Below are 20,786 nucleotides of genomic sequence, written 5' to 3' on the forward strand. Positions count from 1 at the left end.
GCTGAAATTACAGGAACCAACGACCTGTCTGGCTCTCTCACAGAGACATACTCTCTGTGAGGAGCACATCATGAGCACTTCAGCCTCAACAACGAACACCCTTTTCAAGCCTCTGAATCTTGGTTCGCTTGAAATCCCCAATCGCATCATCATGGCACCGTTAACGCGCTGCCGCGCCATCGACCACCTGCCCAATGAACTGATGCGTGAGTATTACACCCAGCGTGCCAGCGCAGGCCTGATCATCACTGAATGCACTATGGTCACACCGCAGACGTCGGCCTTTGCCAGTGAGCCCGGTATCTACTCTGACGAACAGGTTGCCGAGTGGAAAAAAATCACGGATTCAGTTCATGCCGCTGGCGGGCGGATATTCATGCAGATCTGGCACGCGGGGCGCGCCGTTCACCCTGAGCTTAATGATGGAAAACCCGCGGTTTCCGCCAGCCCGATAGCTATCGAAGGTGGGTCAACAACCCCAGAAGGGCAATTCGAATATCAGAAACCAGAAGCACTCACTGAAGATCAGATTCAGGATCTGGTTAATGACTTCCGTAAAGGCGCTGAGAATGCCAAAAAGGCAGGATTCGACGGTGTTGAAGTACACGGTGCAAACGGCTACCTGCTGGATCAGTTCCTGCGTGACGGTGCAAACAACCGTGACGATAACTACGGTGGCTCATGGCACAACCAGGTACGCTTCCTGACCGAAGTACTGGACGCAGTCAGCGAAGTATTTACACCACACCGGGTCGGCGTGCGTTTCTCGCCATTGAATAGCTTCAACGACATGAAAGACAGTGACCCGGTGGCATTGGTTAAATACCTTGCGGCACACCTGAACCCGAAGGACCTCGCCTATGTCCATCTGATGCGCGCTGACTTTCTGGGCGAACAGAAAGCAGACGTGGTGACGCCGTTCCGCTCGCTCTATAACGGCCAGTTAATTCTTAATATGGGATATAGCCCTGAAGAAGCCGCTGATACCGTCGACTCTCACAATGCGGATGCAATCGCGTTCGGCACTGCGTTTCTTGCCAACCCTGACCTGCCAGAGCGCATTCGCCAGGGAGCAGAACTCAACGAACCCGACCCGAATACCTTCTACACGCAGGATGAAAAAGGGTACACCGATTATCCAGCGTTAGAAGCAGCTGAAGCTTAATCCAAAATACATAATATGAGAGCAACGCCGGGCATTTTGCCCGGCTGTTCTTTTATATTCCCTCCGGGCCTTCAGTCCGTGTTGCAATAAAACGGATATTTCAAAACATAAAAAGAACAATTCTCAGTCGTCTGGTTCATTACAAAAAACCACTCCTTACCCTAGTATTTACAGGCTTTTCGGCTTGTTCCGCACGCGTGCTCGCGCTATCGTTACCGGAGATATCTACTCAACCCGGAGCATCCCATGAAAGGCAGCCAACGCGTCATTGATCAATTACAAAAACTTCTCAATTGTGAATTGGCCGCCCGCGATCAGTATTTCGCTCACTCGCGCATTTACGAAGACATGGGGCTGAACAAACTCTACGAACGCCTTAGCCACGAAATGGAAGAAGAAACCCAGCACGCAGATGTGTTGGTGCGACGTATTCTTTTCCTGGAAGGCACTCCCGATCTTTCTAATGCAGACGATCTTAATGTCTGTGAAACGGTTCCTGAAATGCTACAAGCCGACCTGGATGTCGAGTACTACGTAGCTGACCTGCTGAAGGAAACGATGGAAATCTGTGAAGAAGAGAAAGACTATCAGACTCGTGAATTGCTTCAGCCACTGCTTTACGATACAGAAGAAGATCACGCTCGCTGGCTTGAACGTCAGCTACGAATGATCAAAATGATTGGTATTGAGAACTACCTGCAATCACAAATGTGAAGCTCTCTTTTTTATCAAAATAAGAAGCGCCATTATGGCGCTTTTTTTATGTCTGCTATTAACTTACATCAACTTTCCCAACGCGTGCTCTACAACCTGAACCCGCTCTTCCAGCGTATGAGGATGCGCAAGCAGGCCCTCGATAACATAAACCATCAAGCGGGCGCCCAGAACTGCCACCGCTGGCTCAAGACCTGCCTTAATGAGTTCTGATACTGACAACTGCTCCACCATCTGATGAAAGCGATCATGCCAGTCACGCACAACCTCGGAATGCGACACTCTGGAATGAACATCCGTCATCAATGAGCCTGAACTTTCGAATTGCTCAATCAACTTCAGCACCCGTTCCGTCAGAGGGGCGTTCTGCATGGCGATCACTTGAGGCATTGCCTGCATCACTTCACGGTTAAGCACCGCAACCAACAGGTCGTCCTTATTCTCGTAGTACCAGTAGATGGTATTCGCAGCAACGCCCGCAGCCTTAGCAACACTGGCCATCGACGTTTTGTCATAGCCCTGCTCTTTGAACAATGCCATAGCGACCGCTTCTATTTCTTCTCGTTTGATCTTCTGCTCTACGTGACGCTTGTTACGTGCCATTAACTGCCCAGCCACTTTCTTGATTGACGTTTAAGATACAGATGCGCTATCTTGAATGCCATTCAAGAAAAGAAAACCGAGAACAAAAGGCTAATACCATGAACGTATTGTCAGAGAATCGATTGAAAGGAACATTCGTAAATCAGGGTGTCAGTTGTGCAGCAACCCTTCACAGACCCACTACCGCCAAGGGCCCATATCCCACCATTCTGATGGTGCATGGTTGGGGTGGAACTCAACTCACACTAGTAACCGGCTTTATCGACGCATTTAACGAGGCAGGCTTTGCAGTGCTTACATTCGACTATCCGGGTTGGGGCGACAGCGAAGGCTTACCGCGCAATACCATCAGCCCCTGGAAGCGTGAAAAGACCGTCGAGGCGGCCTTGGCGTATACAAAGTCGCTGGCCGACGTTGATCAGACAAACATCATTCTCTGGGGGAGTTCCTTTGGCGGTGGCCATGTTGTGAAAACGGCAGCAGAACATCCCGAACTTCGCGGTGCGATTGCTCAAGTGCCGATGCTTGACGGTATGCTGGCAGTAAAAGCGGTTCCGCCAGCACGTATGATCCGCTTTGGGGTCGATATGATGCGCGATATGCTCAACCCGTTCGCAGCACACTACGTACCGATTGTCTCACCGGAAGGCGAATACTCCTCAATGGACCGTGACGGAGCATGGCGAGTGGAAGGCTGGATTTCAGACACATTGAAGCGCGAGAACGATAACCGTGTTGCAGCACGCTCACTGGCTACGATGGGCTTCTACCGCCCGCGGAAACATCTGAAAAGCATAAAAATCCCGATGTTAATTATTGGTGCCACCCGAGACACCGTAGCACCGTTTGATGAGGAAAAAGTACGTAAGCTGTCTTCTGAAAAGGTGGAGATACAAACCATCGACGCCAACCACTTCGATCCATATCTGGATCACTGGTTTGAAGATAACATTGCAAGACAGCTAAATTTCATTAAAAAGCTGGTGCCTGCAAACTACTGATCATGAGGTAGCAGGAAAATCTTCCGCGTTTCTTCCATGTATTGCTCAAATAACCCCTGAGCTTTCATCTCGCTCAACACCTGCTGCAGAGGTTGAGCGAGGTCGGCGTGCCGTCGGTGAAGCACGGGATATACAACAATATCATCCTCAAATTCTGCGACGCGAATACCTGAGATAGTCAGCCCCAGTGACTCTTTCAACGCCGAGAGGCGCCCCGGGAAGTCCACAAATACATCGGAGCGTCCTGCCAATAACTTATGAAGCCCCTGCTCCGGGCTCGTAATGGCGAACAGATAGCCCTCAGGCAAGTGAGCGGCGAGCATGTCACCCAGCGGCTCAACCCCACGCAGGTATTCAACCCGATAACTTGCCTTCTCCAGGTCGGCGAGACGCTCAAGCTGAATATCCGGATCAACCGTCGCATACCCATACTTAGTCGTAAGAATCGACTCCCGCACGATAACAGCCGCAGGGTTATCGTTCTCGTAACCTGCAGCGCGTAAGCCCTCGACGTCGATTTTACCGGTGTTTAATAGAGTATTAGCGCGAAGTGGAGGATAGACACCATATTCCAGCGTAATACCTAAGCGATCAAACGCCTCAGAGATAAGCCGGTGATACCAGGCCATCGTCAGGCTCTGAGCTGGGTCAGCCGAATAGGCCATGGTGAATATTGGTCTGTCTGAAGCGCTTTCTGAGTGAGAGAGAATTGAGATAAATAAAAGAAGAGAAATACAGACGCGGCCGACACATTGCGACCAGCTGAAACGTATCATAAATCAAACCTGTAAATGCCTGAACAAACCAGCAGGACAGTAATAGATCCTTATCGTTGTCACACATTGCCAGCGAGCTATAGCTATATAATAGCAGGGCGTTGATAAATTACTTAATACATTCTGCGGCTTAAGATGCCATTCAAGCACTAGCAATCATCATCTCGACATAAGTATACCGCATCACCAACGCGGACCTTTCCCTCCTCAAAAATATCACCGTAGCCCCCCAGGTTCTGCTCAGCGTCGCGGACGATGGTTCTGAGAACCTGCGGGTCTTTCGATATTCCATGCTGTTCACGAACAACGGAACCGCACCTTGGTGCTGTATCAGAACATAAAATAGTGACCTCACCGACCTTCAAAGAACAACCAACCCAGGCTTGTTCAACCAGCCCTTCCATTTCAGGGAATGTTTCCACAACAAGATTTGGCCGGAAGCGCTCGATCTGCCAGTCCGAATCTGGATTCCTAGTCTTCAGATACTCAAGACTGGCCGTAGAAATAATATGAAACGGAGAGACCAGAAAGAAACTACCCAACACAGACACATACGTCTGCATCTCTTCGGGTAAATTATCGAGATCTGGAAGAGGCTCTCCGGGTAGGCGTTCGAACGTCGCTTTTAATTCATCAAGCCAGGTGTGATCGTCTTCTTTAAAACGCTGATAAAACCCCTTATCAGAAGCAGGCCTTAAAGCCTGAATGCGACTGGGCTGACCAACTAGCTCTGACAGTTTTACATCCACGTCCTCCGCATCTGATGGAAGACACTGACCATCAGGAAAGCGAATAGTGACACCACTGTGAATATCGCTGGGGTCAGTAAATTGTGCGCGACACTGCAAAAGTTGAGGGCGAAACTTACAGCTCTGAATCTCCTGACGAACGACATCCTGAACCGCCAGAATTCGATCGCCTCGTCCCCCCATACGCTGTACATCAGCCTCTGACAATGCCTCACCCGCCATCCCTTTCACCGGGTAACGCCAGACTGATTTAACCGTACCTACTTTAATCATCAGAACCTCCTCGTATCACCAAAGTAAACGAGCAAGTTCACAGGAACCATACGTTATAAGACGTAGCTATGTGGCGAGCTGCAATGCAGGCGGAACAATAAGGACTGAAGGTTAACGGCCAGTTTCACTGAATGCCTGCCGTACCTCTTTCATATAGAGATCGAACAAGCCTTCTGCTTTCATTTGAGCAAATACCTCAGCCAGAGCATCCGCAAGATCAGTATACTGTATATTGAGGTAAGTATAGTGCGGCACTTGCTCTTCAATATCGGAGATATAAATCCCTTTACCACGAAGCCTCAAATCATCCGCATCCAGCAGCATACGGCCCCTGAAATCTACCAGCACATCGGTACGCCCCGCGATCAACTTAGCGATGCCCTGTTCAACTTCCGATACCTCAGAGAGGCTATCCTCATCAATGTATTCAGAAAGTATCTGCTCCAGCGGCTCGACACCGCGGACAAATTCGACACGATAGTCTTTCCTACGAAAGTCTTCCCATTTGGTAATTTTCAAATCAGGATCGGTTACGGCAACAGAAAAGGCCACTTCAAGCAGCGTCTGATTGACCCGTACAGCCTGAGGGTACACTTTGCTATACCCTTCTGGACGGATGGCCTCGGCATCAACCTGCCCCTGCTCTAGCAACATACCGGATCGAACTGGCGGATAGACACGTGCAACAAACTCACGATCCAGCCGACGGAAGGCCTCCCTGACCACCATATCGTACCAGCGCATCGTAATACTCTCGGCAGGATCGGCAGAGTAAGCGATGACGAACGGGGCCTCGCTCACATCCGCACCATCATTGCTGGCCAGACACAGCTGCCAGGGTAGCAGCGCTGACAGCACCACAACCCAACACTTCACTAATGCCTGAAAGCCCAAAGCCTGACTCACTTCACCTTCCGGGAGATCAACAGAATCATAACAATCTCAATATCGAACCATATTTCAGGATAGTTGAAGTATGCCGGAAGGCACAAGATAAAGAGCTTTGGTCGCCACTCAACTGAAGGGAATCTTATTCCCAGCAAATACACGGTTAAGCTTTCAAATCACCCTGTAGGAGCGATTCAGCCAGCTTGCCTGGCTATTCGCGATACCCTGCTCGATGAAACCTAATCCCACGCTTGTAGGAGAGAATCTTATTCCCGACAGCGTATCGGACAATACACGGTTCAGGCTTCAAACCACCCTATAGGAGCGATTCAGCCAGCTTGCGTGGCTATTCGCGAACAACCTCAGCAGTGACCGGCGCTGTGACGTCTATGTAAACCGGACTATTATGCCTGCATCTAGCTGAAGTATAATCCATTGGATTACACTAATAACCATGCAGACAATTGTAGAGCTCCCTGAATTTCAGAAGCGAGCTAGCAATCTTTTCACGGATGAAGAGAAGCTGAGTATTATCAATTACTTAGCACGTCATCCTATGGCTGGCGACATCCTGCAAGGAACTGGCGGAATACGAAAGCTACGGTGGTCTGCTCAAGGGCGAGGTAAAAGCGGTGGTGCACGTGTCGTGTACTTCTACCATAACGGAACCATGCCCCTCTTTCTTCTGACTGTTTTTGGGAAGGGTGAAAAGGCTAATCTCAGCAAGGCTGAGCGAAACGACCTGGCCAGACTCACCGACCTGTTACGTAAGCATTATGGTGATGTTGATGAGTAATGCATTCGCAAGTATCGAACAAGGGCTGAAAGAAGCCGTCGAGTTTTCTAAGGGCAAATCCCAAAAAGCCGTCATACATGAGTTTGGCCCTTTAGATGTTAAGGCTATCCGGGCAAAACTGGATATGTCACAGAATGAGTTTGCATCTGCCTTTGGCATCAGCGTCAGTACCCTGCGCCACTGGGAGCGCGGTGATCGCTCCCCTCAAGGTCCGGCTTTGGTATTGCTGAATGTTGTGGCGAGGGAGCCTGAGCTGGTGTTGCGGGCGCTGGCGGACTGATTAGAACGAAGCTTTCGTAAAATGGGGGTATTCGATGAAAGATGAGTACGATTTATCAGAAATGAAGTCGCGTAAAAATCCTTACGCTTCAAAACTGAAGAAATCAGTCACCATGCGCCTGAGCGAAGACGTGATTGAATACCTTAAAGACATGGCCGAAGAAAAAGGCATCCCCTATCAGAGCCTGATCAACCTGTACCTGCGCGACTGCGTAGCGCAGCATCGTGAAGTGGATATTTCGTGGCATTCGAAGTCTTGAGATTCTGATTTCTGCGGTAGCAATTCAGTCAGTATTCCCAGGCTATTTTCGAATCACCCTGTCTGTGATTCTAGGAATCAGATGCTATGGGACATGATAAACCACTTCATCTAGCAGATTACCCGACAAGGACAATGTTTTCTGTTCTTTAATAATCTCTCCGCCTAGCGACACAGCAATTTTCCTGCTTGCCAGATTCTTCTTCTCAACTGGGTAGATAAAGTAACTGAGTTTCAGATTCTCAGAAGCCCAGTCCCTCAGGCAGCGCACGGCCTCCCGACCCAAAGCGCTTCCATGAGCGCATTTTTTAACCCAGATACCTAGCTCTGGAGTAAGTGAAGACTCACGAGAATGCAAACCAGCACATCCGAGGAATTGCCCTTCAGTATCAACTATTACAAACACTAACTCTTCCGAGCGCTGCATACCTTCAATACTGCTGCGAATGAACTCAAGCGTTTCGGAGATATCCTGTGGTGGAGGCGGCATCATGTAGCGAGTAATTTCTGATGTGAATTCGCGATAAATATCCTCTCGAAACCGTTCAGAAATAGGAGTCAAGGAAATGCGTTGAGAAACGATAACCAGATCTTCAAAGCTTGATATCGGATTATTAAAAGTCAGTTGGTGCATTGTGTACTACCTCCCCTAATTTCAGCCAAATAAGCATGAAGAAACCTAGAAACGTCCTTCTGCAACTCAGTGCTTCTAAGTAATTCATATACTTCATCAGGCGTTTTACCAATAAGGGGGATACGCAAAAAATGGTCCTCAAAAAATTTACTACTTACCGTCGAAAGAACCAGCCTCAATGAATAAAGCATATCATCTCCACGATGAGAGGCATGCGCTAACGCTACTGGTTTATCGACAATTTCAAATCGAGAAACCATCCAGTCGATTGCGTTCTTCAGCCCGCCGGGAATGGCTCTGACATATTCTGGGCTTGAGATAATCAGGCCATCGCACTCCTGAACTAACTTGATAAAGTCACAAACCACATCTGGTGTTAAGGCGCCTTCTGCATCTGGAGAGAAAATGGGTAGGGAATCAAGACTACTGAAAACTGTAAGTTCGACCCCTTCGGGGGCCGTATCCTTCATTGCATTCAACAAGGCTGTATTCGTAGATAATCTGCGGGAACTTCCTGATATAGCGAGTATTTTCATAGCATCCTAGCTAACACGGTAATTTCATAAGTAGCGTACCTCCACAATCGGTATCGCTCTCGGGACAAAGAATAGCCTCCGGCTGCTAGTATAGAAAGCGCCCTTTCATCCAACCAGATTGCCAGACTACTCCATATACACTGCTCGATAAAACCTTATCCGGTAATTGTATGAGGGAGTCATATTCCTTCCTACAGTGATACCCGCAGTTGATCGCGAATAGCCAAGCAAGCTGGCTGAATCGCTCCTACATGGTGTGATTTACCTATAGATTCCCAGAGAACCAAAAAGCCGCTAATCATTACTGACCAGCGGCTTTCTTTATGGGCAGGCATGGTAGGCATCGCCTACCCTACTTATCAGCTATTCTCAGAGCACCACACCCGCGCATTTCTGAACATACGCATCCAAGCACCGTCCTCGTCCCAGTCGCCTGGAATATGGCTGTTCTGGATCGCGCGGAATACACGCTCTGGGTGCGGCATCATAATGGTGACGCGGCCGTCGGCAGCGGTCAGGCCGGTAATACCCTGCGGTGAACCGTTCGGGTTCAGTGGGTATTGCTCGGTGACTTTGCCGTAGTTGTCGGTGTAGCGCAGTGCAATCTGGCCTGCCAGTTCGTCGATGTCTGATTCGTCGGCGAATTCTGCACGACCTTCCCCGTGGGCGATGGCGATTGGCATACGTGAGCCGGCCATACCTGCGAGGAAGACAGAATCCGATTCCTGAACTTCAACCATAGCAACACGGGCTTCGAACTGTTCGCTGGTGTTGCGAACGAAGTGCGGCCAGTGCTCAGTGCCTGGGATCAGTTCGTGCAGGTTGGAGAGCATCTGACAGCCGTTACATACGCCCAGTGCGAAGGTGTCATTACGCTCGAAGAAGGCTTTGAACTGACCACGAGCCTGTTCGTTAAACAGAATCGATTTCGCCCAACCTTCACCGGCACCCAGTACGTCGCCGTACGAGAAGCCGCCGCACGCCACAAGACCACGGAAGCCTTCAAGCGTTACGCTGCCCGACAGGATGTCGCTCATGTGTACGTCAACAGTGGCGAAACCAGCGCGGTCGAAGGCCGCAGCCATTTCGATCTGACCGTTAACGCCCTGCTCACGCAGAATCGCTACCAGCGGACGCTCGTCGCCCAGATCCGCTGTAATATCTTCATTAATATCGAAGGTCAGTTCAGCGTGGATACCCGGATCTTCTGCATCGAGCAGAGCATCAAATTCCTGCTTCGCGCAGTCGGCGTTATCACGCAATGCCTGCATTTCGTAGCTGGTCTGTGCCCACAGGCGCTGCCAGGTCACGCGGCTTTCGCTGAGGAATTCTTCGTCCTGGAAGCTGAAGGTAATCTGGTCGTCGTCATTCAGCGTACCGATCACCTGAGTGCAGTCCCCCAGACCCGCCGCTTCAAACTGTGCCAGTACTTCTTCCAGATCGTCACGTTTTACCTGCATGACTGCACCTAGTTCTTCAGCGAACAGGGCTGCGGCAAGCTCATCTTTGTTTTCTGCTAATAAGTCCAGTTTGATATCCAGACCCGTATGCGCAGCGAACGCCATCTCGGTCAGGGTGGCAAACAGACCACCGTCTGAACGGTCGTGGTATGCCAGCAGTTTGCGATCAGCGTTCAGGCCCTGTACCACAGCGAAGAAGGCTTTCAGGTCTTCTGCGTCATCCAGATCCGGCGCAGTATCACCCACGCGGTTGAATACCTGTGCCAGACAGGAAGCACCGAGACGGTTCTGACCACGACCCAGATCGACCAGAATCAGGTCAGAGGCTTCGTCAATGCGCTTCAGTTCTGGCGTCAGTACTTTGCGTGCATCAGACACTGGCGCGAAGCCGGTGATGATCAGTGACATAGGCGCAGTAACGGCCTTGTCTTCTCCTGCATCATTCCAACGGGTCTTCATCGACATAGAGTCTTTACCCACAGGAATAGTTACCTGCAGCTCTGGGCAGAGTTCCATACCCACGGCTTTTACGGTGTCGTACAGTTTGGCGTCTTCACCTTCGTGACCCGCTGCACACATCCAGTTAGCCGACATTTTGATGTCAGCCAATTTGTTGATGGGTGCTGCGGCGATGTTGGTGATGGCTTCGGCCACTGCCAGACGACCAGATGCTGGTGCGTCAATAAGTGCAACAGGGGTACGCTCACCCATCGCCATCGCTTCACCGGCGTAGGTGTCGTAAGACGAGGTCGTTACGGCAACGTCAGCCACTGGCACCTGCCAAGGGCCAACGAACTGATCACGCGCAACGGTACCGGTAATAGAACGGTCACCGATGGTGATCAGGAAAGATTTGCTCGCCACGGTAGGCAGCGTCAGGATGCGCTTAGCGGCGTCCGTCATGTCTATTCCGGCGCTGGTGAAGCTCTCTTCGGCTTTGCCACGGGTCGCAACGTCACGGTGCATACGTGGAGCCTTACCCAGCAGGACTTCTAAGGGCAGGTCTACCGGGCTGTTGTCGAAGTGGCTGTCGGTCACGGTCAGGTGTTCTTCTTCGGTGGCGATACCGACTACGGCGTATGGGCAGCGCTCACGGGCACAAATAGCGTCGAACGCGTCCATGTCTTCTTCCGCAACGGCCATTACATAGCGTTCCTGAGATTCGTTACACCAGATCGCCAGCGGGCTCATGCCCGGCTCGTCGTTTGGTACGTTACGCAGTTCAAACTTACCGCCACGGCCGCCGTCAGATACCAGCTCCGGGAAGGCGTTAGACAGACCGCCCGCACCTACGTCGTGGATAAAGGCGATTGGGTTTTTGTCACCCAGCTGCCAGCAGCGGTCAATAACTTCCTGACAACGACGTTCCATTTCTGGGTTTTCACGCTGTACAGAGGCAAAGTCTAGGTCGGCATTCGACTGGCCAGAAGACATAGACGACGCAGCGCCACCGCCCAGACCAATCTGCATCGCAGGGCCACCCAGTGCGATCAGGCGTGCGCCAACAGGGATATCACCCTTCTGTACGTGCTCGTCACGGATGTTGCCGTAACCACCCGCAATCATGATTGGCTTGTGGTAACCACGAACTTCGCCATCGTGCTGCAGTTCGAAGGTACGGAAGTAACCACACAGGTTCGGACGACCGAATTCGTTGTTAAATGCTGCACCACCGATAGGGCCTTCGATCATGATATCGAGGGCAGATACGATGCGATCAGGCTTGCCGTACTGGCTTTCCCATGGCTGTTCGAAGCCCGGAATTTTCAGGTCAGATACAGTAAAACCAGTCAGACCCGCTTTTGGCTTAGAGCCTCGGCCAGTTGCGCCTTCGTCACGGATCTCGCCGCCGGAGCCGGTTGCTGCACCAGAGTGCGGTGCAATCGCGGTTGGGTGGTTGTGGGTCTCAACCTTCATCAGGATGTGCATTTCTTCCTGATGGTAAGAATATTCACGGCCATCTGGATTGGGGAAGAAACGGCCAGTGTGATGACCACGGATCACAGAGGCGTTGTCTTTATACGCAGACAGGATGTTTTCGTTGTAACACTCGTAAGTGTTTTTGATCATGGCGAACAGGGATTTGTCCTGGTCTTCGCCGTCAATCGTCCAGCTGGCGTTAAAGATCTTGTGACGGCAGTGCTCGGAGTTCGCCTGGGCGAACATCATGAGTTCGACGTCAGTCGGGTTGCGATCCAGCTTTATGTAGTTTTCAACCAAGTAGTCGACTTCGTCGTCGGCCAGAGCCAGGCCCAGGTTCTGGTCAGCAGCGATCAGTGCATCACGGCCACCACCCAGAATATCAATGGTGCTCAGCGGCGCAGGCTCAGCGTGAGAGAACAGGTTCTCAGCGGCGGCGCTGTTTTCAAGTACCACTTCAGTCATGCGGTCGTGCAGTGCTGCAGCCACGGCATCACGGTCAGCTGCTGTTGCACCCTCAACGTAGTAAGCAACACCACGCTCAAGACGATCCACATTGCTCAGGCCACAGTTATGAGCGATGTCGGTTGCCTTAGAAGACCATGGCGAAATCGTGCCAAAACGCGGTACGACTAAGAACAGCTCACCCGCTCCGTCTTTCTGCTCAGCCTTTGGCCCATAGCGCAGAATGCGCTCAAGGACAGTGAGTTCAGCGTCATTCAAATCGGCTTTCAGATCAGCAAAGTGCATGAATTCGGCGTACACGCCGGTTACTGCTGGCACCGCTGACTGCAGCTTGTTAAGGATTTTGTTCTGACGGAATGAGGAAAGCGCCGGGGCGCCACGCAGCTCAAGCATGGTGGTTCGACTCATAACAGGAAAAAAATGAGGCCGAATTGTACTGGATCAGCCCTTCATCTGCCATACGGAAGGTGAAGCAATAGAAAAACAGATATGACTGAAAGAACAGTCTGTTCCTGAGGTCAGAGTGGCATGTTGTGCCAGACAAACTCTATTTTCTGTATATATTTCAAAGTACTACCTGCAATTCACTGCTTAAGGCGAAGGTAAAATTCTCCCGCATCGCTGTTTTAACTCATTCACAGGAGCTAAACTCTCAAGTCCAAGGGAGATGTAAAATACTTATGACCAGGCTGCTGAACACCATAAGGAATACAAGACGTGTACTGACCACACTCGTTGTGGTTGCACTGCTTGTGAGCAGCCGACACCCCACTCTGCTCGACCGGATTATTGAAGATGGTCGTCTGATCGTTGTTACACGTAACAATCCCACCACCTATTATGAAGAGCGCCACGGCGCGACAGGGTACGAGTACGAACTCGTCGAGTCTTTTGCGGATTACCTGGGCGTAGAGCTTGAACTGATGGTCGTTGATAATCTGCAAACAGCCATGGAAGCTCTCGAAAATGGCGATGCACATATATCAGCAGCGGGGTTCACCAAAGAGCAGACATCAGGCTACCCGGTTGTGTATGGCCCAACCTACTCCTCAATATCAGAGCAGATCGTTTACCGTCTGCGCACCACAAAACCTGAATCGATTGAAGACCTGCAAACCGGGCGCCTGATGGTTCCGGCTAAGTCACGGCACGCACGTACGCTCAGGCACTGGCAGAAAACCGAGCTGCCCTCGCTTTCATGGCGGGAAACCAGCGAGCTGGATGCGTCTGACCTGCTGCAGATGGTGTCTGACCGCGAGCTGGATTTTACGCTGGTGAACTCGAACGAATTTCGCCTCATGCGTTCGTACCTTCCGAACCTCGATGTCGCATTTACTCTGGGTGAAATTCAGACCGTTGCCTGGGTTATGCCGCGCCGCGCAGATGATTCTCTGCGCGACCGGACTTTCGACTTTTTCTACCGCCCCGAGACCGGCGTACTCATGGCCGAACTGTCTGAGCGGTTTTATGGTCACGTCGGGCAGTTTGACTATGTCGGCGCTCATCGATTCCTGCGTCATAGCCGCAAGGTCTTGCCCCGCTACGAGAAAGACTTCAAAGCAGCCGCGGAGAAACACGGTTTCGACTGGCGCCTGCTCGCCGCTATGGGCTATCAGGAAAGTCACTGGAATCCACGCGCGCGTTCATTCACAGGCGTCAGAGGCCTGATGATGCTGACCCTGAGAACCGCAGGTGAGCTAGGCGTTACCAACCGCCTCGACCCATCACAGAGTATTGCTGGCGGTAGCCGTTACCTCGCTGGGTTACGCGAGCGTCTCGATGAGTCAGTGCACGAGCCGGACCGCACCTGGATGGCGCTGGCCGCCTACAACGTCGGCTTCGGCCACCTTGAGGATGCCCGCAGACTGGCGGAGAAACTAGGGCGTAACCCGGATCTGTGGATCGATGTGAAAAAGGTACTGCCGTTATTGACTCAGCAGCGCTACTACCGCCAGACGCGTTATGGCTATGCGCGTGGCCAGGAGCCAGTGACCTATGTTCAGAATATCCGTCGTTATTACGATGTTCTGATCTGGAATGAAGAGCAGGTTGTCGCAGACGAGACCGACAACGACAGCATTCAGGACTCCGATGTGCCCGTGACGGTTATTCCACCCCTGCTCTGAAGCGCAAAGTACTTAAAATTCAGTCTGCCGCAGGCGAGGCTTTCTTGAGCTTCTTTTTACCTGCTCTTCGCGCAGCAAAAAACTCGGTCATGGTGGTAGCACATTGCTCAGCCTTTACGCCGCCCACGACCTCTACCTGCCAGTTCAGAAAGGGCTTTTCAAAGAAGCACTCAGCGCTTTCCACCACGCCCGCTTTGGGCTCGGTAGTGCCGTAAACCACCCGCCCGATCCGGCTGTGAATAATCGCACCTGAACACATACTGCAGGGCTCAACTGTGACATAGAGCGTCGCGCCACTCAGCCGGTAGTTTCCGATCCGCTGTGCAGCATCACGAATCGCGTTAACCTCCGCGTGAGCAGTTGGGTCGAGACCAGTGATCGGCGAATTTGATCCGACGCCAATGATTTTGCCCTCACTGACGATCACAGCCCCTACTGGCACTTCACCCTGCTCTGCTGCCAGAGCTGCCAGCTCAAGGGCACAGGCCATGCCCGCCTCATCATCGGCAATGTCGAGGCCGCACAGACTCACAGGATCAACTGCCACTGTCCCAGCCTCTGTCGTCGAGTTCGGTATTCGCCTGATCGTCTGACTTAAGCACTTTTTCCAGATCGGTGGCGTGCTGTTTGGCAACCGTCAGATACTTCTTATCGTCCTCGATTACTTCACTAAGAGCGTACAGGCTCTTCTTGTCGTGGTGCTTAAACAGCTGTGCCGCTCGTTGTGCCTGGTAGGCACGGAATCCCATCAGCGAAAGTGCCATACGGCCCATCGACAGCGCCGAATCAAAGGTTTCCCGCTCAATATGGTCAGCACCGGCGTGAATTAATTCAGCGGCCTCACGGCGCCCAGCGGCTCGCGCCAGAATCTTAATATCCGGATGATGACGCTTAACCTGATGGATGGTTTTCAACATCCGCTGATGATCATCAATCGCCAGTACCAGCAAATCCACGTCTTCAATGCCTGCGGTTTCCAGCAGATCCATCCGGGCGGCATCACCGTAGTAAACTTTGTGGCCAAAGTTACGGACAAGATCCACCTGAGCAGCATCGTGCTCAAGTACGGTAATTTCAAAGCCGTTCATACGCAACAGACGCCCTACAATCTGGCCAAAACGACCAAACCCTACAAGGATCGCCTTCCCTTCCGGTTGTTTAATCGCATCGTGGGGACGTTCGGATGCTTTCACTCCGCGCAGGCGCGGCAACACAAAGCGCTCATTGATAACAAACAGTAATGGTGTCAGTGCCATCGATAAAGCAACAACAAGCGTCAGTGGGTCAATAATGTATGGCGGCAATACATCCTGCGCAGATGCAAAACTGAACAGCACAAAAGCAAATTCACCGGCCTGCGCCAACGAGAAAGTAAAGATGGCATTACTGCGGCTACTGAGGCCGAAGGCCTTACCCAGTACCAGCAGAATCACCAGCTTAATCAGTACCAGTCCGCCAACCATGGCGAAAATTGGCCATGGGTTTTCCATCAGCAGCGCAAAGTCGATCGAGGCCCCCACAGAGATAAAGAAGAGCGCCAGCAGCAGCCCTTTAAAAGGCTCGACCTCGGCTTCTAATTCATGGCGATATTCAGAGTTCGCCAGAACCACACCAGCGACAAACGTACCCAGCGCCGGAGACAGACCAATGTGCTCCATCAGTAAAGCAATGCCGACCACCAGAAAGAGTGCTGTCGCAGTAAACATTTCGCGTAGACGGGTTTCAGCAATAATGCGGAATACCGAGCGGCTCAGCCAGCGACCGACAACAACGATCCCGATAACCACACCCAATACCATCAGAGCACTCTGATAGCCCGGCAGATTATGTTTATCGCTATAAGTACCGACCTCAGCCACCGCCAACAACGGCAGCACGGCAAGCATAGGAATGACGGCAATATCCTGAAACAGCAGCACGGCAAATGCGGACTGGCCGCTGTCATTTTTCATCAGACCTTTTTCGTTCAGGGTCTGAAGAACAATGGCGGTAGATGATAACGACAGAACCATGCCGACGACGACCGCATGCTGCCAGTTGTCGAGATAGATAAGCGCTATACCGGCAATCACGGCAGTAGTGAGTACGACCTGCAGCCCGCCCATACCCACAATGGGTACACGCATGCGCCAGAGCTTCGATGGGTCAAGTTCTAACCCCACGAGAAACAGCATCATCACGACACCGAACTCAGCGAAGTGCATCACCTCTTCGATATCCTGACCAATCAGACCCAGCGCAAACGGGCCGATCACAGCGCCCGCACAGAGATAGCCGAGAACAGAGCCCAGGCCAAGGCGCGCTGCAATAGGCACCGCAATCACCGCGGCGGCCAGAAAGACAAACGCCTGCATAAGGAAGCCAGCTTCATGCATCGCCCGGGTGCTCCTTCAGGTACTTCAACAGACAGGACCGATACTGCTCAACCGTTTTATCAAGGTCCTCATCCGGAGAATGACGACCATGATAAACCTCAAAGGTGGGTTTCATTTCCAGATGACAAACGTTCGCCATCCGCGGGTAATGAAGAAAATACTCACTCAACGGGCGCTCATTAACACCAGTGTCGCTGTAAGTATGCTCTGGTGCCCCGGCCGTCAATACAACCCACATATATTTGCCTGCCAGACGCTGCTGCTTACGCCCGTAGGCGTAACCGTATTCCAATACAAGATCCTGCCATTCACGCAAAAGCGCTGGCATGTTGTACCAGTACACAGGATGCTGAATTACGATAACGTCGTGTTCCAGAAGCAGCTTCTGCTCGGCCTCTACGTCGATAAAGAAATCCGGATAGGTTTCATATAGATCATGCACGGTGACGTTATGCAGATCGCTGATCCGGTTCAACAGAGCACGATTTGCTCTTGAGCGCTGATGCGCAGGATGAGCATAGACAATCAGAGCCTTGGCCAATATCAGCCCCCTACTTTTTTGACAGTAAATCCACGCTTAGTCAGCTCAGAGACCAGCAGATCACGCTGTTCGCCCTGAATCTCAATCACACCATCTTTGAGAGCACCGCCCGTACCACACTTCTTTTTCAGTTCTTTTGCCAGTGTTTTCAACTCACTACCAACAAGAGGCACGCCCGACACCAGAGTCATGACCTTGCCGCCGCGACCTTTGGTTTCACGCGCGACCCTGACAATACCGTCGCCCTCGGGCACCTGCTCCTGATCACAGACACACTGATCAACAGGCTCGCCGCAACCCGGGCAGGCACGACCAAATTCAGTGGAGTAAACCAGGCCACCAGATGAAGATTTTTTAGACATGACGTGTTTCCGTTGTCAGAGCAGTTCAGCTGGAAACTACCCTAACCGGGAGATGGGTTCAATCAGGGGAGCGCTTCAGAAGAGCACATTATCTCTGGGAAACTTAAGAACAACCATAGTGCCATGACCTTCCTCACTGGCCATGCTCAATTCACCGCCCTGATTTAACATCAGGTTGTAGGCGACGGTCAGGCCCAGGCCGGTTCCCTCACCGACGGCCTTATTGCTATAGAAAGGGTTGATCGCTTTTTCCAACTGGCCCGAATCCATACCACAGCCACTGTCTTTGATCACCAGGTTGATGTTGGCATCATCGACTTCCGAAGCAATTTCGATATTGCCCCCCGCTGGCATTGCCTCACAGGCATTTTCCAGTATTTTGCCGAGGATTAGTCTCACCTGAGATGGAACAACCTCGACCTCAAGATCCTCGTCGACCAGACTGATCAGTCGGATTTCATCCCGTTGGCAGCCATCGACTGTGCGCACAGCTTCGCGCAACAGATCATTCAGCCGCACTTTCTCACGCTCGAGCGAGTCAGAATCGGCAAAGGTTCTCAATTCACTGATGATATTCCTGACCCGCTCAAGGCTATGTTTCGATGCTGAAATTAACTCTGGCCCATCGTCTTTCACGAAGGCCAGGTCAATCGCCTCGCGCATTTTCTCCAGCGCTAAGCGCAATTCGTTATCGTTAATTTTATCTTCGGCATGCTGATACTCTTCGGCGAGGCTGATCAACTCACTGAGATATTCACTCAACGTCGCGATATTGCTGTACACCACAGCGACAGGGTTATTGATTTCGTGAGCGACGCCGGCAGCAAGATGCCCCAGAGAGGCCATTCGCTGGGCCTGCAAAAGCAGCGCCTGCATTTTTTGCAACTGATCAAGGCTGGCTTGCAGGTTAGTATTACTCTCGTGCAGTTCGCGCGTTCGGGCATGTACCTTTTCTTCCAACTGCTCATTCAACTGCTTCGCTTTCTGCTCAGCGGCCTGTCGCCGCTCCATCTGCGATTGCATCGCCGATAAGAGATCACGCATCTTCGATGTCAGGTCATCCAGCTCTGTACCAGCCAGCGACTCCTCGACTTCGATATTAAGTTGAGTAGGACTATGAATGTCGGTTTCGATCAAGCGCCGGGTCAGGCGTCGGACCGGCCCAGTCAGACGTAAACGAAGTACAATCAAAAGAACAACGATCAGTGTTACTGTGCGGCCCAGATCTGCCAGAAGCACAATGATTGCGCGGCGCTCGAAACCTGCGTTGATCTCAGATTTGTCAGCAAAAAGCGTGACTTCCCCAATGACCGACGGCGGCGCGGCGTTGGCCGTGCGATACTGCTGAGGCACGAAGAGCTCGGTGGTGAATTCCAGTAACTCCTGACGACCAGACACACTGCCCTGACGGATCATAAAGTCAGTATTTACTTCGCTGACCTGGGCAGCAACAACCCCAGGGTGGGTGAGCATACTATCGAGCCCTGCGGTCAGACTGCGTTGATCATAGTTATACAGTGCCAGCGCAGCCGTAGAGGTAGATCGCTCTAACAGGGTATTAACAGATTGATCAAAGTTTTTCTGAGCATCGCGATAATCCACCACCATCTGTATGCCGCTGAAAACCAGTCCGGCAAGAAGGCTCCAGATAACTACCTGAAGGGTGAGCTTTTTATCAATCGAAGTCACTGGCGACACTCAGATTCTGTAATGTATCCCGAAGTATAGACCCTATCGGGGAATTGGAATCGCAGTACGGTCCACAACTTTACGCATTACAAATGAAGAGTGTACGCCGCTGACGCCTTCAATCCGTGTCAGGGTGCCCAAAAGAAACTGCTGATAGGCGTCCATGTCCTCTACCAGCACCTTAAGCACATAATCGGCTGACTGGCCGGTAATCAGATAGCACTCCAGCACTTCCGGGCAGGCGGTCAGCTTCTCCTCGAAGTTATTGAAACGCTCTGGGGTATGACGGTCCATGCTGATATTGATCAGTGCCAGCAGGTCGAGGCCAAGCTTACGGGCGTCTAACAGCGCCCGGTAGCCCGTAATCAGCCCGCTATCCTCCAACGCTTTCACACGGCGCGAGCACGGCGACGGAGATAAGCCGACTTTATCGGCAAGCTCAAGATTACTGAGACTGCCATCCTGCTGCAGGAGCTCCAGGAGGTGTCGGTCGGTGCGATCAAGCACCACAGGAGTTATTTTAGCCATCGGCTCGCCCTCAGAAGCAATATTTAGCCAATAAATATTATAATTACAGATACTTATTGCTCGATCAATCGTTTTGAAAGGCACATTTGCAATCATTCTTCGCAATAACAGGCATACACTATATCCATACTGTGAAGGCAGCCGGTGACTCCAATCAGAGCCCGGTGGCGGGAAGCTCAAAAAGCTGACCGAAGTAACACTCAAAAGGCAGTTACGGGCCAGCCAGACAGTCTTAAAACCAACTGAAACTACCCATTCAGAACCAACGGACAGATAACGGATACGACAATGACGACGCCTACGAACCCACGCTTCAATCACACCAAATACCGCGCCTTTCCGCGCGTGACGCTTGACGACCGCCAGTGGCCATCGAACGCCCTGAGCAAAGCGCCACTCTGGTGTTCTGTGGATCTACGTGATGGTAACCAGGCGCTTATTGATCCTATGACCGTTGAGCAGAAAAAACAGATGTGGGCCTTGCTGGTGCGCATGGGCTTTAAAGAAATTGAAATCGGTTTTCCATCGGCGTCACAACCTGACTTCGACTTCGCCCGCTGGCTGATCGAGGCCCGCCAGATACCAGAAGATGTCACTGTTCAGGTACTGGTACAGGCACGCGATGAACTGATTGAACGCACCTACGA

20 protein-coding genes and 1 pseudogene are annotated in these 20,786 nt (G+C 51.7%); 8 read left to right on the plus strand and 13 right to left on the minus strand.

The genetic code is table 11. The annotated features are described in order from the left end of the window. Positions 1 to 70: 70 nt before the first annotated feature. Both B2067_RS13365 and bfr read left to right on the plus strand, forming a co-directional pair. Positions 71 to 1,165, plus strand: a complete 1,095-nt coding sequence (locus tag B2067_RS13365; RefSeq protein WP_301388766.1) for an alkene reductase — start codon at positions 71 to 73, stop codon at positions 1,163 to 1,165. A 246-nt stretch (positions 1,166 to 1,411) separates the two neighbouring features. Then, positions 1,412 to 1,879, plus strand: coding sequence for a bacterioferritin (bfr, locus tag B2067_RS13370; protein WP_068434876.1), 468 nt, complete (start codon positions 1,412 to 1,414; stop codon positions 1,877 to 1,879). A gap of 63 nt (positions 1,880 to 1,942) precedes the next feature. Here bfr and B2067_RS13375 read toward each other — a convergent pair whose 3' ends face one another. After that, on the minus strand, positions 1,943 to 2,482 hold the full coding sequence (locus B2067_RS13375) for a TetR/AcrR family transcriptional regulator (RefSeq protein ID WP_301388767.1): 540 nt from the start codon (positions 2,480 to 2,482) through the stop codon (positions 1,943 to 1,945). A 98-nt stretch (positions 2,483 to 2,580) separates the two neighbouring features. On the opposite strand from B2067_RS13375, the gene B2067_RS13380 reads away from it, so the two are divergent. After that, positions 2,581 to 3,483 (plus strand): alpha/beta hydrolase, encoded by a 903-nt coding sequence (locus B2067_RS13380; RefSeq protein WP_068434869.1) that lies wholly within the window; start codon positions 2,581 to 2,583, stop codon positions 3,481 to 3,483. Here the strand turns inward: B2067_RS13380 and B2067_RS13385 are convergent. From B2067_RS13385 to B2067_RS13395, 3 genes are all read right to left on the minus strand, one after another. Further along, positions 3,477 to 4,259: a hypothetical protein gene (locus B2067_RS13385; protein WP_301378118.1), complete on the minus strand. Its 783-nt coding sequence runs from the start codon at positions 4,257 to 4,259 to the stop codon at positions 3,477 to 3,479. The genes B2067_RS13380 and B2067_RS13385 overlap by 7 nt on opposite strands. 149 nt (positions 4,260 to 4,408) lie before the next feature. Continuing rightward, on the minus strand, positions 4,409 to 5,281 hold the full coding sequence (locus B2067_RS13390) for an MOSC domain-containing protein (RefSeq protein ID WP_301388768.1): 873 nt from the start codon (positions 5,279 to 5,281) through the stop codon (positions 4,409 to 4,411). 111 nt (positions 5,282 to 5,392) lie between these two features. Continuing rightward, positions 5,393 to 6,187 carry a hypothetical protein gene (locus B2067_RS13395; RefSeq protein WP_301378120.1) on the minus strand — a complete coding sequence of 265 codons (795 nt, stop codon included), beginning with the start codon at positions 6,185 to 6,187 and terminating at the stop codon, positions 5,393 to 5,395. Between the two features lie 436 nt (positions 6,188 to 6,623). Between B2067_RS13395 and B2067_RS13400 the strand changes: the two genes are divergently transcribed. From B2067_RS13400 to B2067_RS13410, 3 genes are read left to right on the plus strand one after another with little or no spacing between them, the layout of a single operon-like run. Next, complete coding sequence (locus tag B2067_RS13400) at positions 6,624 to 6,965, plus strand: type II toxin-antitoxin system RelE/ParE family toxin (protein ID WP_301388770.1); 342 nt, start codon at positions 6,624 to 6,626, stop codon at positions 6,963 to 6,965. Further along, on the plus strand, positions 6,958 to 7,245 hold the full coding sequence (gene nadS / locus B2067_RS13405) for a NadS family protein (protein ID WP_301388771.1): 288 nt from the start codon (positions 6,958 to 6,960) through the stop codon (positions 7,243 to 7,245). The genes B2067_RS13400 and nadS overlap by 8 nt, the downstream gene beginning before the upstream one ends. A 34-nt stretch (positions 7,246 to 7,279) precedes the next feature. After that, a complete protein-coding gene (locus B2067_RS13410) occupies positions 7,280 to 7,504 on the plus strand; it encodes a CopG family antitoxin (RefSeq protein ID WP_301378085.1) in 225 nt (74 codons plus the stop codon). Positions 7,505 to 7,588: 84 nt separating this feature from the next. On the opposite strand, the gene B2067_RS13415 is transcribed toward B2067_RS13410, so the two are convergent. From B2067_RS13415 to purL, 3 genes are all read right to left on the minus strand, one after another. Continuing rightward, entirely contained in the window at positions 7,589 to 8,137 is a 549-nt protein-coding gene (locus tag B2067_RS13415; RefSeq protein ID WP_301378084.1) for a GNAT family N-acetyltransferase, read from the minus strand. Beyond that, positions 8,125 to 8,673 carry an NADPH-dependent FMN reductase gene (locus B2067_RS13420; protein ID WP_301378083.1) on the minus strand — a complete coding sequence of 183 codons (549 nt, stop codon included), beginning with the start codon at positions 8,671 to 8,673 and terminating at the stop codon, positions 8,125 to 8,127. Before B2067_RS13420 ends, B2067_RS13415 begins: the two co-directional genes overlap by 13 nt. A 359-nt stretch (positions 8,674 to 9,032) precedes the next feature. Next, on the minus strand, positions 9,033 to 12,911 hold the full coding sequence (gene purL, locus B2067_RS13425) for a phosphoribosylformylglycinamidine synthase (RefSeq protein WP_301378082.1): 3,879 nt from the start codon (positions 12,909 to 12,911) through the stop codon (positions 9,033 to 9,035). Between the two features lie 287 nt (positions 12,912 to 13,198). Between purL and mltF the strand changes: the two genes are divergently transcribed. Continuing rightward, positions 13,199 to 14,644 (plus strand): membrane-bound lytic murein transglycosylase MltF, encoded by a 1,446-nt coding sequence (gene mltF / locus B2067_RS13430; RefSeq protein WP_301388773.1) that lies wholly within the window; start codon positions 13,199 to 13,201, stop codon positions 14,642 to 14,644. 19 nt (positions 14,645 to 14,663) lie between these two features. Here the strand turns inward: mltF and tadA are convergent, their stop codons facing one another. The 6 genes from tadA to B2067_RS13460 all read right to left on the minus strand — a co-directional run bounded on the left by tadA (position 14,664) and on the right by B2067_RS13460 (position 20,139). Beyond that, on the minus strand, positions 14,664 to 15,191 hold the full coding sequence (gene tadA, locus B2067_RS13435; RefSeq protein WP_281251176.1) for a tRNA adenosine(34) deaminase TadA: 528 nt from the start codon (positions 15,189 to 15,191) through the stop codon (positions 14,664 to 14,666). Beyond that, positions 15,181 to 17,019 carry a monovalent cation:proton antiporter-2 (CPA2) family protein gene (locus tag B2067_RS13440; protein ID WP_301378080.1) on the minus strand — a complete coding sequence of 613 codons (1,839 nt, stop codon included), beginning with the start codon at positions 17,017 to 17,019 and terminating at the stop codon, positions 15,181 to 15,183. Before B2067_RS13440 ends, tadA begins: the two co-directional genes overlap by 11 nt. Further along, positions 17,012 to 17,560: an NAD(P)H-dependent oxidoreductase gene (locus B2067_RS13445; protein WP_301378079.1), complete on the minus strand. Its 549-nt coding sequence runs from the start codon at positions 17,558 to 17,560 to the stop codon at positions 17,012 to 17,014. Before B2067_RS13445 ends, B2067_RS13440 begins: the two co-directional genes overlap by 8 nt. A 2-nt stretch (positions 17,561 to 17,562) precedes the next feature. Further along, on the minus strand, positions 17,563 to 17,922 hold the full coding sequence (locus B2067_RS13450) for a translation initiation factor Sui1 (protein ID WP_068435511.1): 360 nt from the start codon (positions 17,920 to 17,922) through the stop codon (positions 17,563 to 17,565). 75 nt (positions 17,923 to 17,997) lie between these two features. Then, on the minus strand, positions 17,998 to 19,611 hold the full coding sequence (locus B2067_RS13455; protein WP_301378078.1) for a sensor histidine kinase: 1,614 nt from the start codon (positions 19,609 to 19,611) through the stop codon (positions 17,998 to 18,000). Between the two features lie 42 nt (positions 19,612 to 19,653). Beyond that, the gene (locus B2067_RS13460; RefSeq protein WP_076515195.1) at positions 19,654 to 20,139 is read right to left on the minus strand and encodes an Lrp/AsnC family transcriptional regulator; all 486 of its coding nucleotides are present in this window, start codon (positions 20,137 to 20,139) and stop codon (positions 19,654 to 19,656) included. A gap of 288 nt (positions 20,140 to 20,427) precedes the next feature. Here B2067_RS13460 and B2067_RS13465 point away from each other — a divergent pair. Further along, positions 20,428 to 20,786, plus strand: a pseudogene (locus B2067_RS13465) (2-isopropylmalate synthase); the annotation flags it as partial.

Source organism: Thalassolituus sp. UBA2590 (assembly GCF_002339775.1).
GTDB lineage: Bacteria > Pseudomonadota > Gammaproteobacteria > Pseudomonadales > Oceanobacteraceae > Thalassolituus.

What these genes read in the sequence shown, in the direction of transcription:
- B2067_RS13420 (WP_301378083.1), bottom strand. Translation starts at nt 8,673, where the DNA reads ATGAAAATACTCGCTATATCAGGAAGTTCCCGCAGATTATCTACGAAT.
- mltF (WP_301388773.1), top strand. Translation starts at nt 13,199, where the DNA reads ATGACCAGGCTGCTGAACACCATAAGGAATACAAGACGTGTACTGACC.
- B2067_RS13400 (WP_301388770.1), top strand. Translation starts at nt 6,624, where the DNA reads ATGCAGACAATTGTAGAGCTCCCTGAATTTCAGAAGCGAGCTAGCAAT.
- B2067_RS13460 (WP_076515195.1), bottom strand. Translation starts at nt 20,139, where the DNA reads ATGGCTAAAATAACTCCTGTGGTGCTTGATCGCACCGACCGACACCTC.
- B2067_RS13410 (WP_301378085.1), top strand. Translation starts at nt 7,280, where the DNA reads ATGAAAGATGAGTACGATTTATCAGAAATGAAGTCGCGTAAAAATCCT.
- purL (WP_301378082.1), bottom strand. Translation starts at nt 12,911, where the DNA reads ATGCTTGAGCTGCGTGGCGCCCCGGCGCTTTCCTCATTCCGTCAGAAC.
- B2067_RS13440 (WP_301378080.1), bottom strand. Translation starts at nt 17,019, where the DNA reads ATGCATGAAGCTGGCTTCCTTATGCAGGCGTTTGTCTTTCTGGCCGCC.
- B2067_RS13390 (WP_301388768.1), bottom strand. Translation starts at nt 5,281, where the DNA reads ATGATTAAAGTAGGTACGGTTAAATCAGTCTGGCGTTACCCGGTGAAA.
- B2067_RS13450 (WP_068435511.1), bottom strand. Translation starts at nt 17,922, where the DNA reads ATGTCTAAAAAATCTTCATCTGGTGGCCTGGTTTACTCCACTGAATTT.
- bfr (WP_068434876.1), top strand. Translation starts at nt 1,412, where the DNA reads ATGAAAGGCAGCCAACGCGTCATTGATCAATTACAAAAACTTCTCAAT.
- B2067_RS13385 (WP_301378118.1), bottom strand. Translation starts at nt 4,259, where the DNA reads ATGATACGTTTCAGCTGGTCGCAATGTGTCGGCCGCGTCTGTATTTCT.
- B2067_RS13380 (WP_068434869.1), top strand. Translation starts at nt 2,581, where the DNA reads ATGAACGTATTGTCAGAGAATCGATTGAAAGGAACATTCGTAAATCAG.
- B2067_RS13375 (WP_301388767.1), bottom strand. Translation starts at nt 2,482, where the DNA reads ATGGCACGTAACAAGCGTCACGTAGAGCAGAAGATCAAACGAGAAGAA.
- nadS (WP_301388771.1), top strand. Translation starts at nt 6,958, where the DNA reads ATGAGTAATGCATTCGCAAGTATCGAACAAGGGCTGAAAGAAGCCGTC.
- B2067_RS13415 (WP_301378084.1), bottom strand. Translation starts at nt 8,137, where the DNA reads ATGCACCAACTGACTTTTAATAATCCGATATCAAGCTTTGAAGATCTG.
- B2067_RS13365 (WP_301388766.1), top strand. Translation starts at nt 71, where the DNA reads ATGAGCACTTCAGCCTCAACAACGAACACCCTTTTCAAGCCTCTGAAT.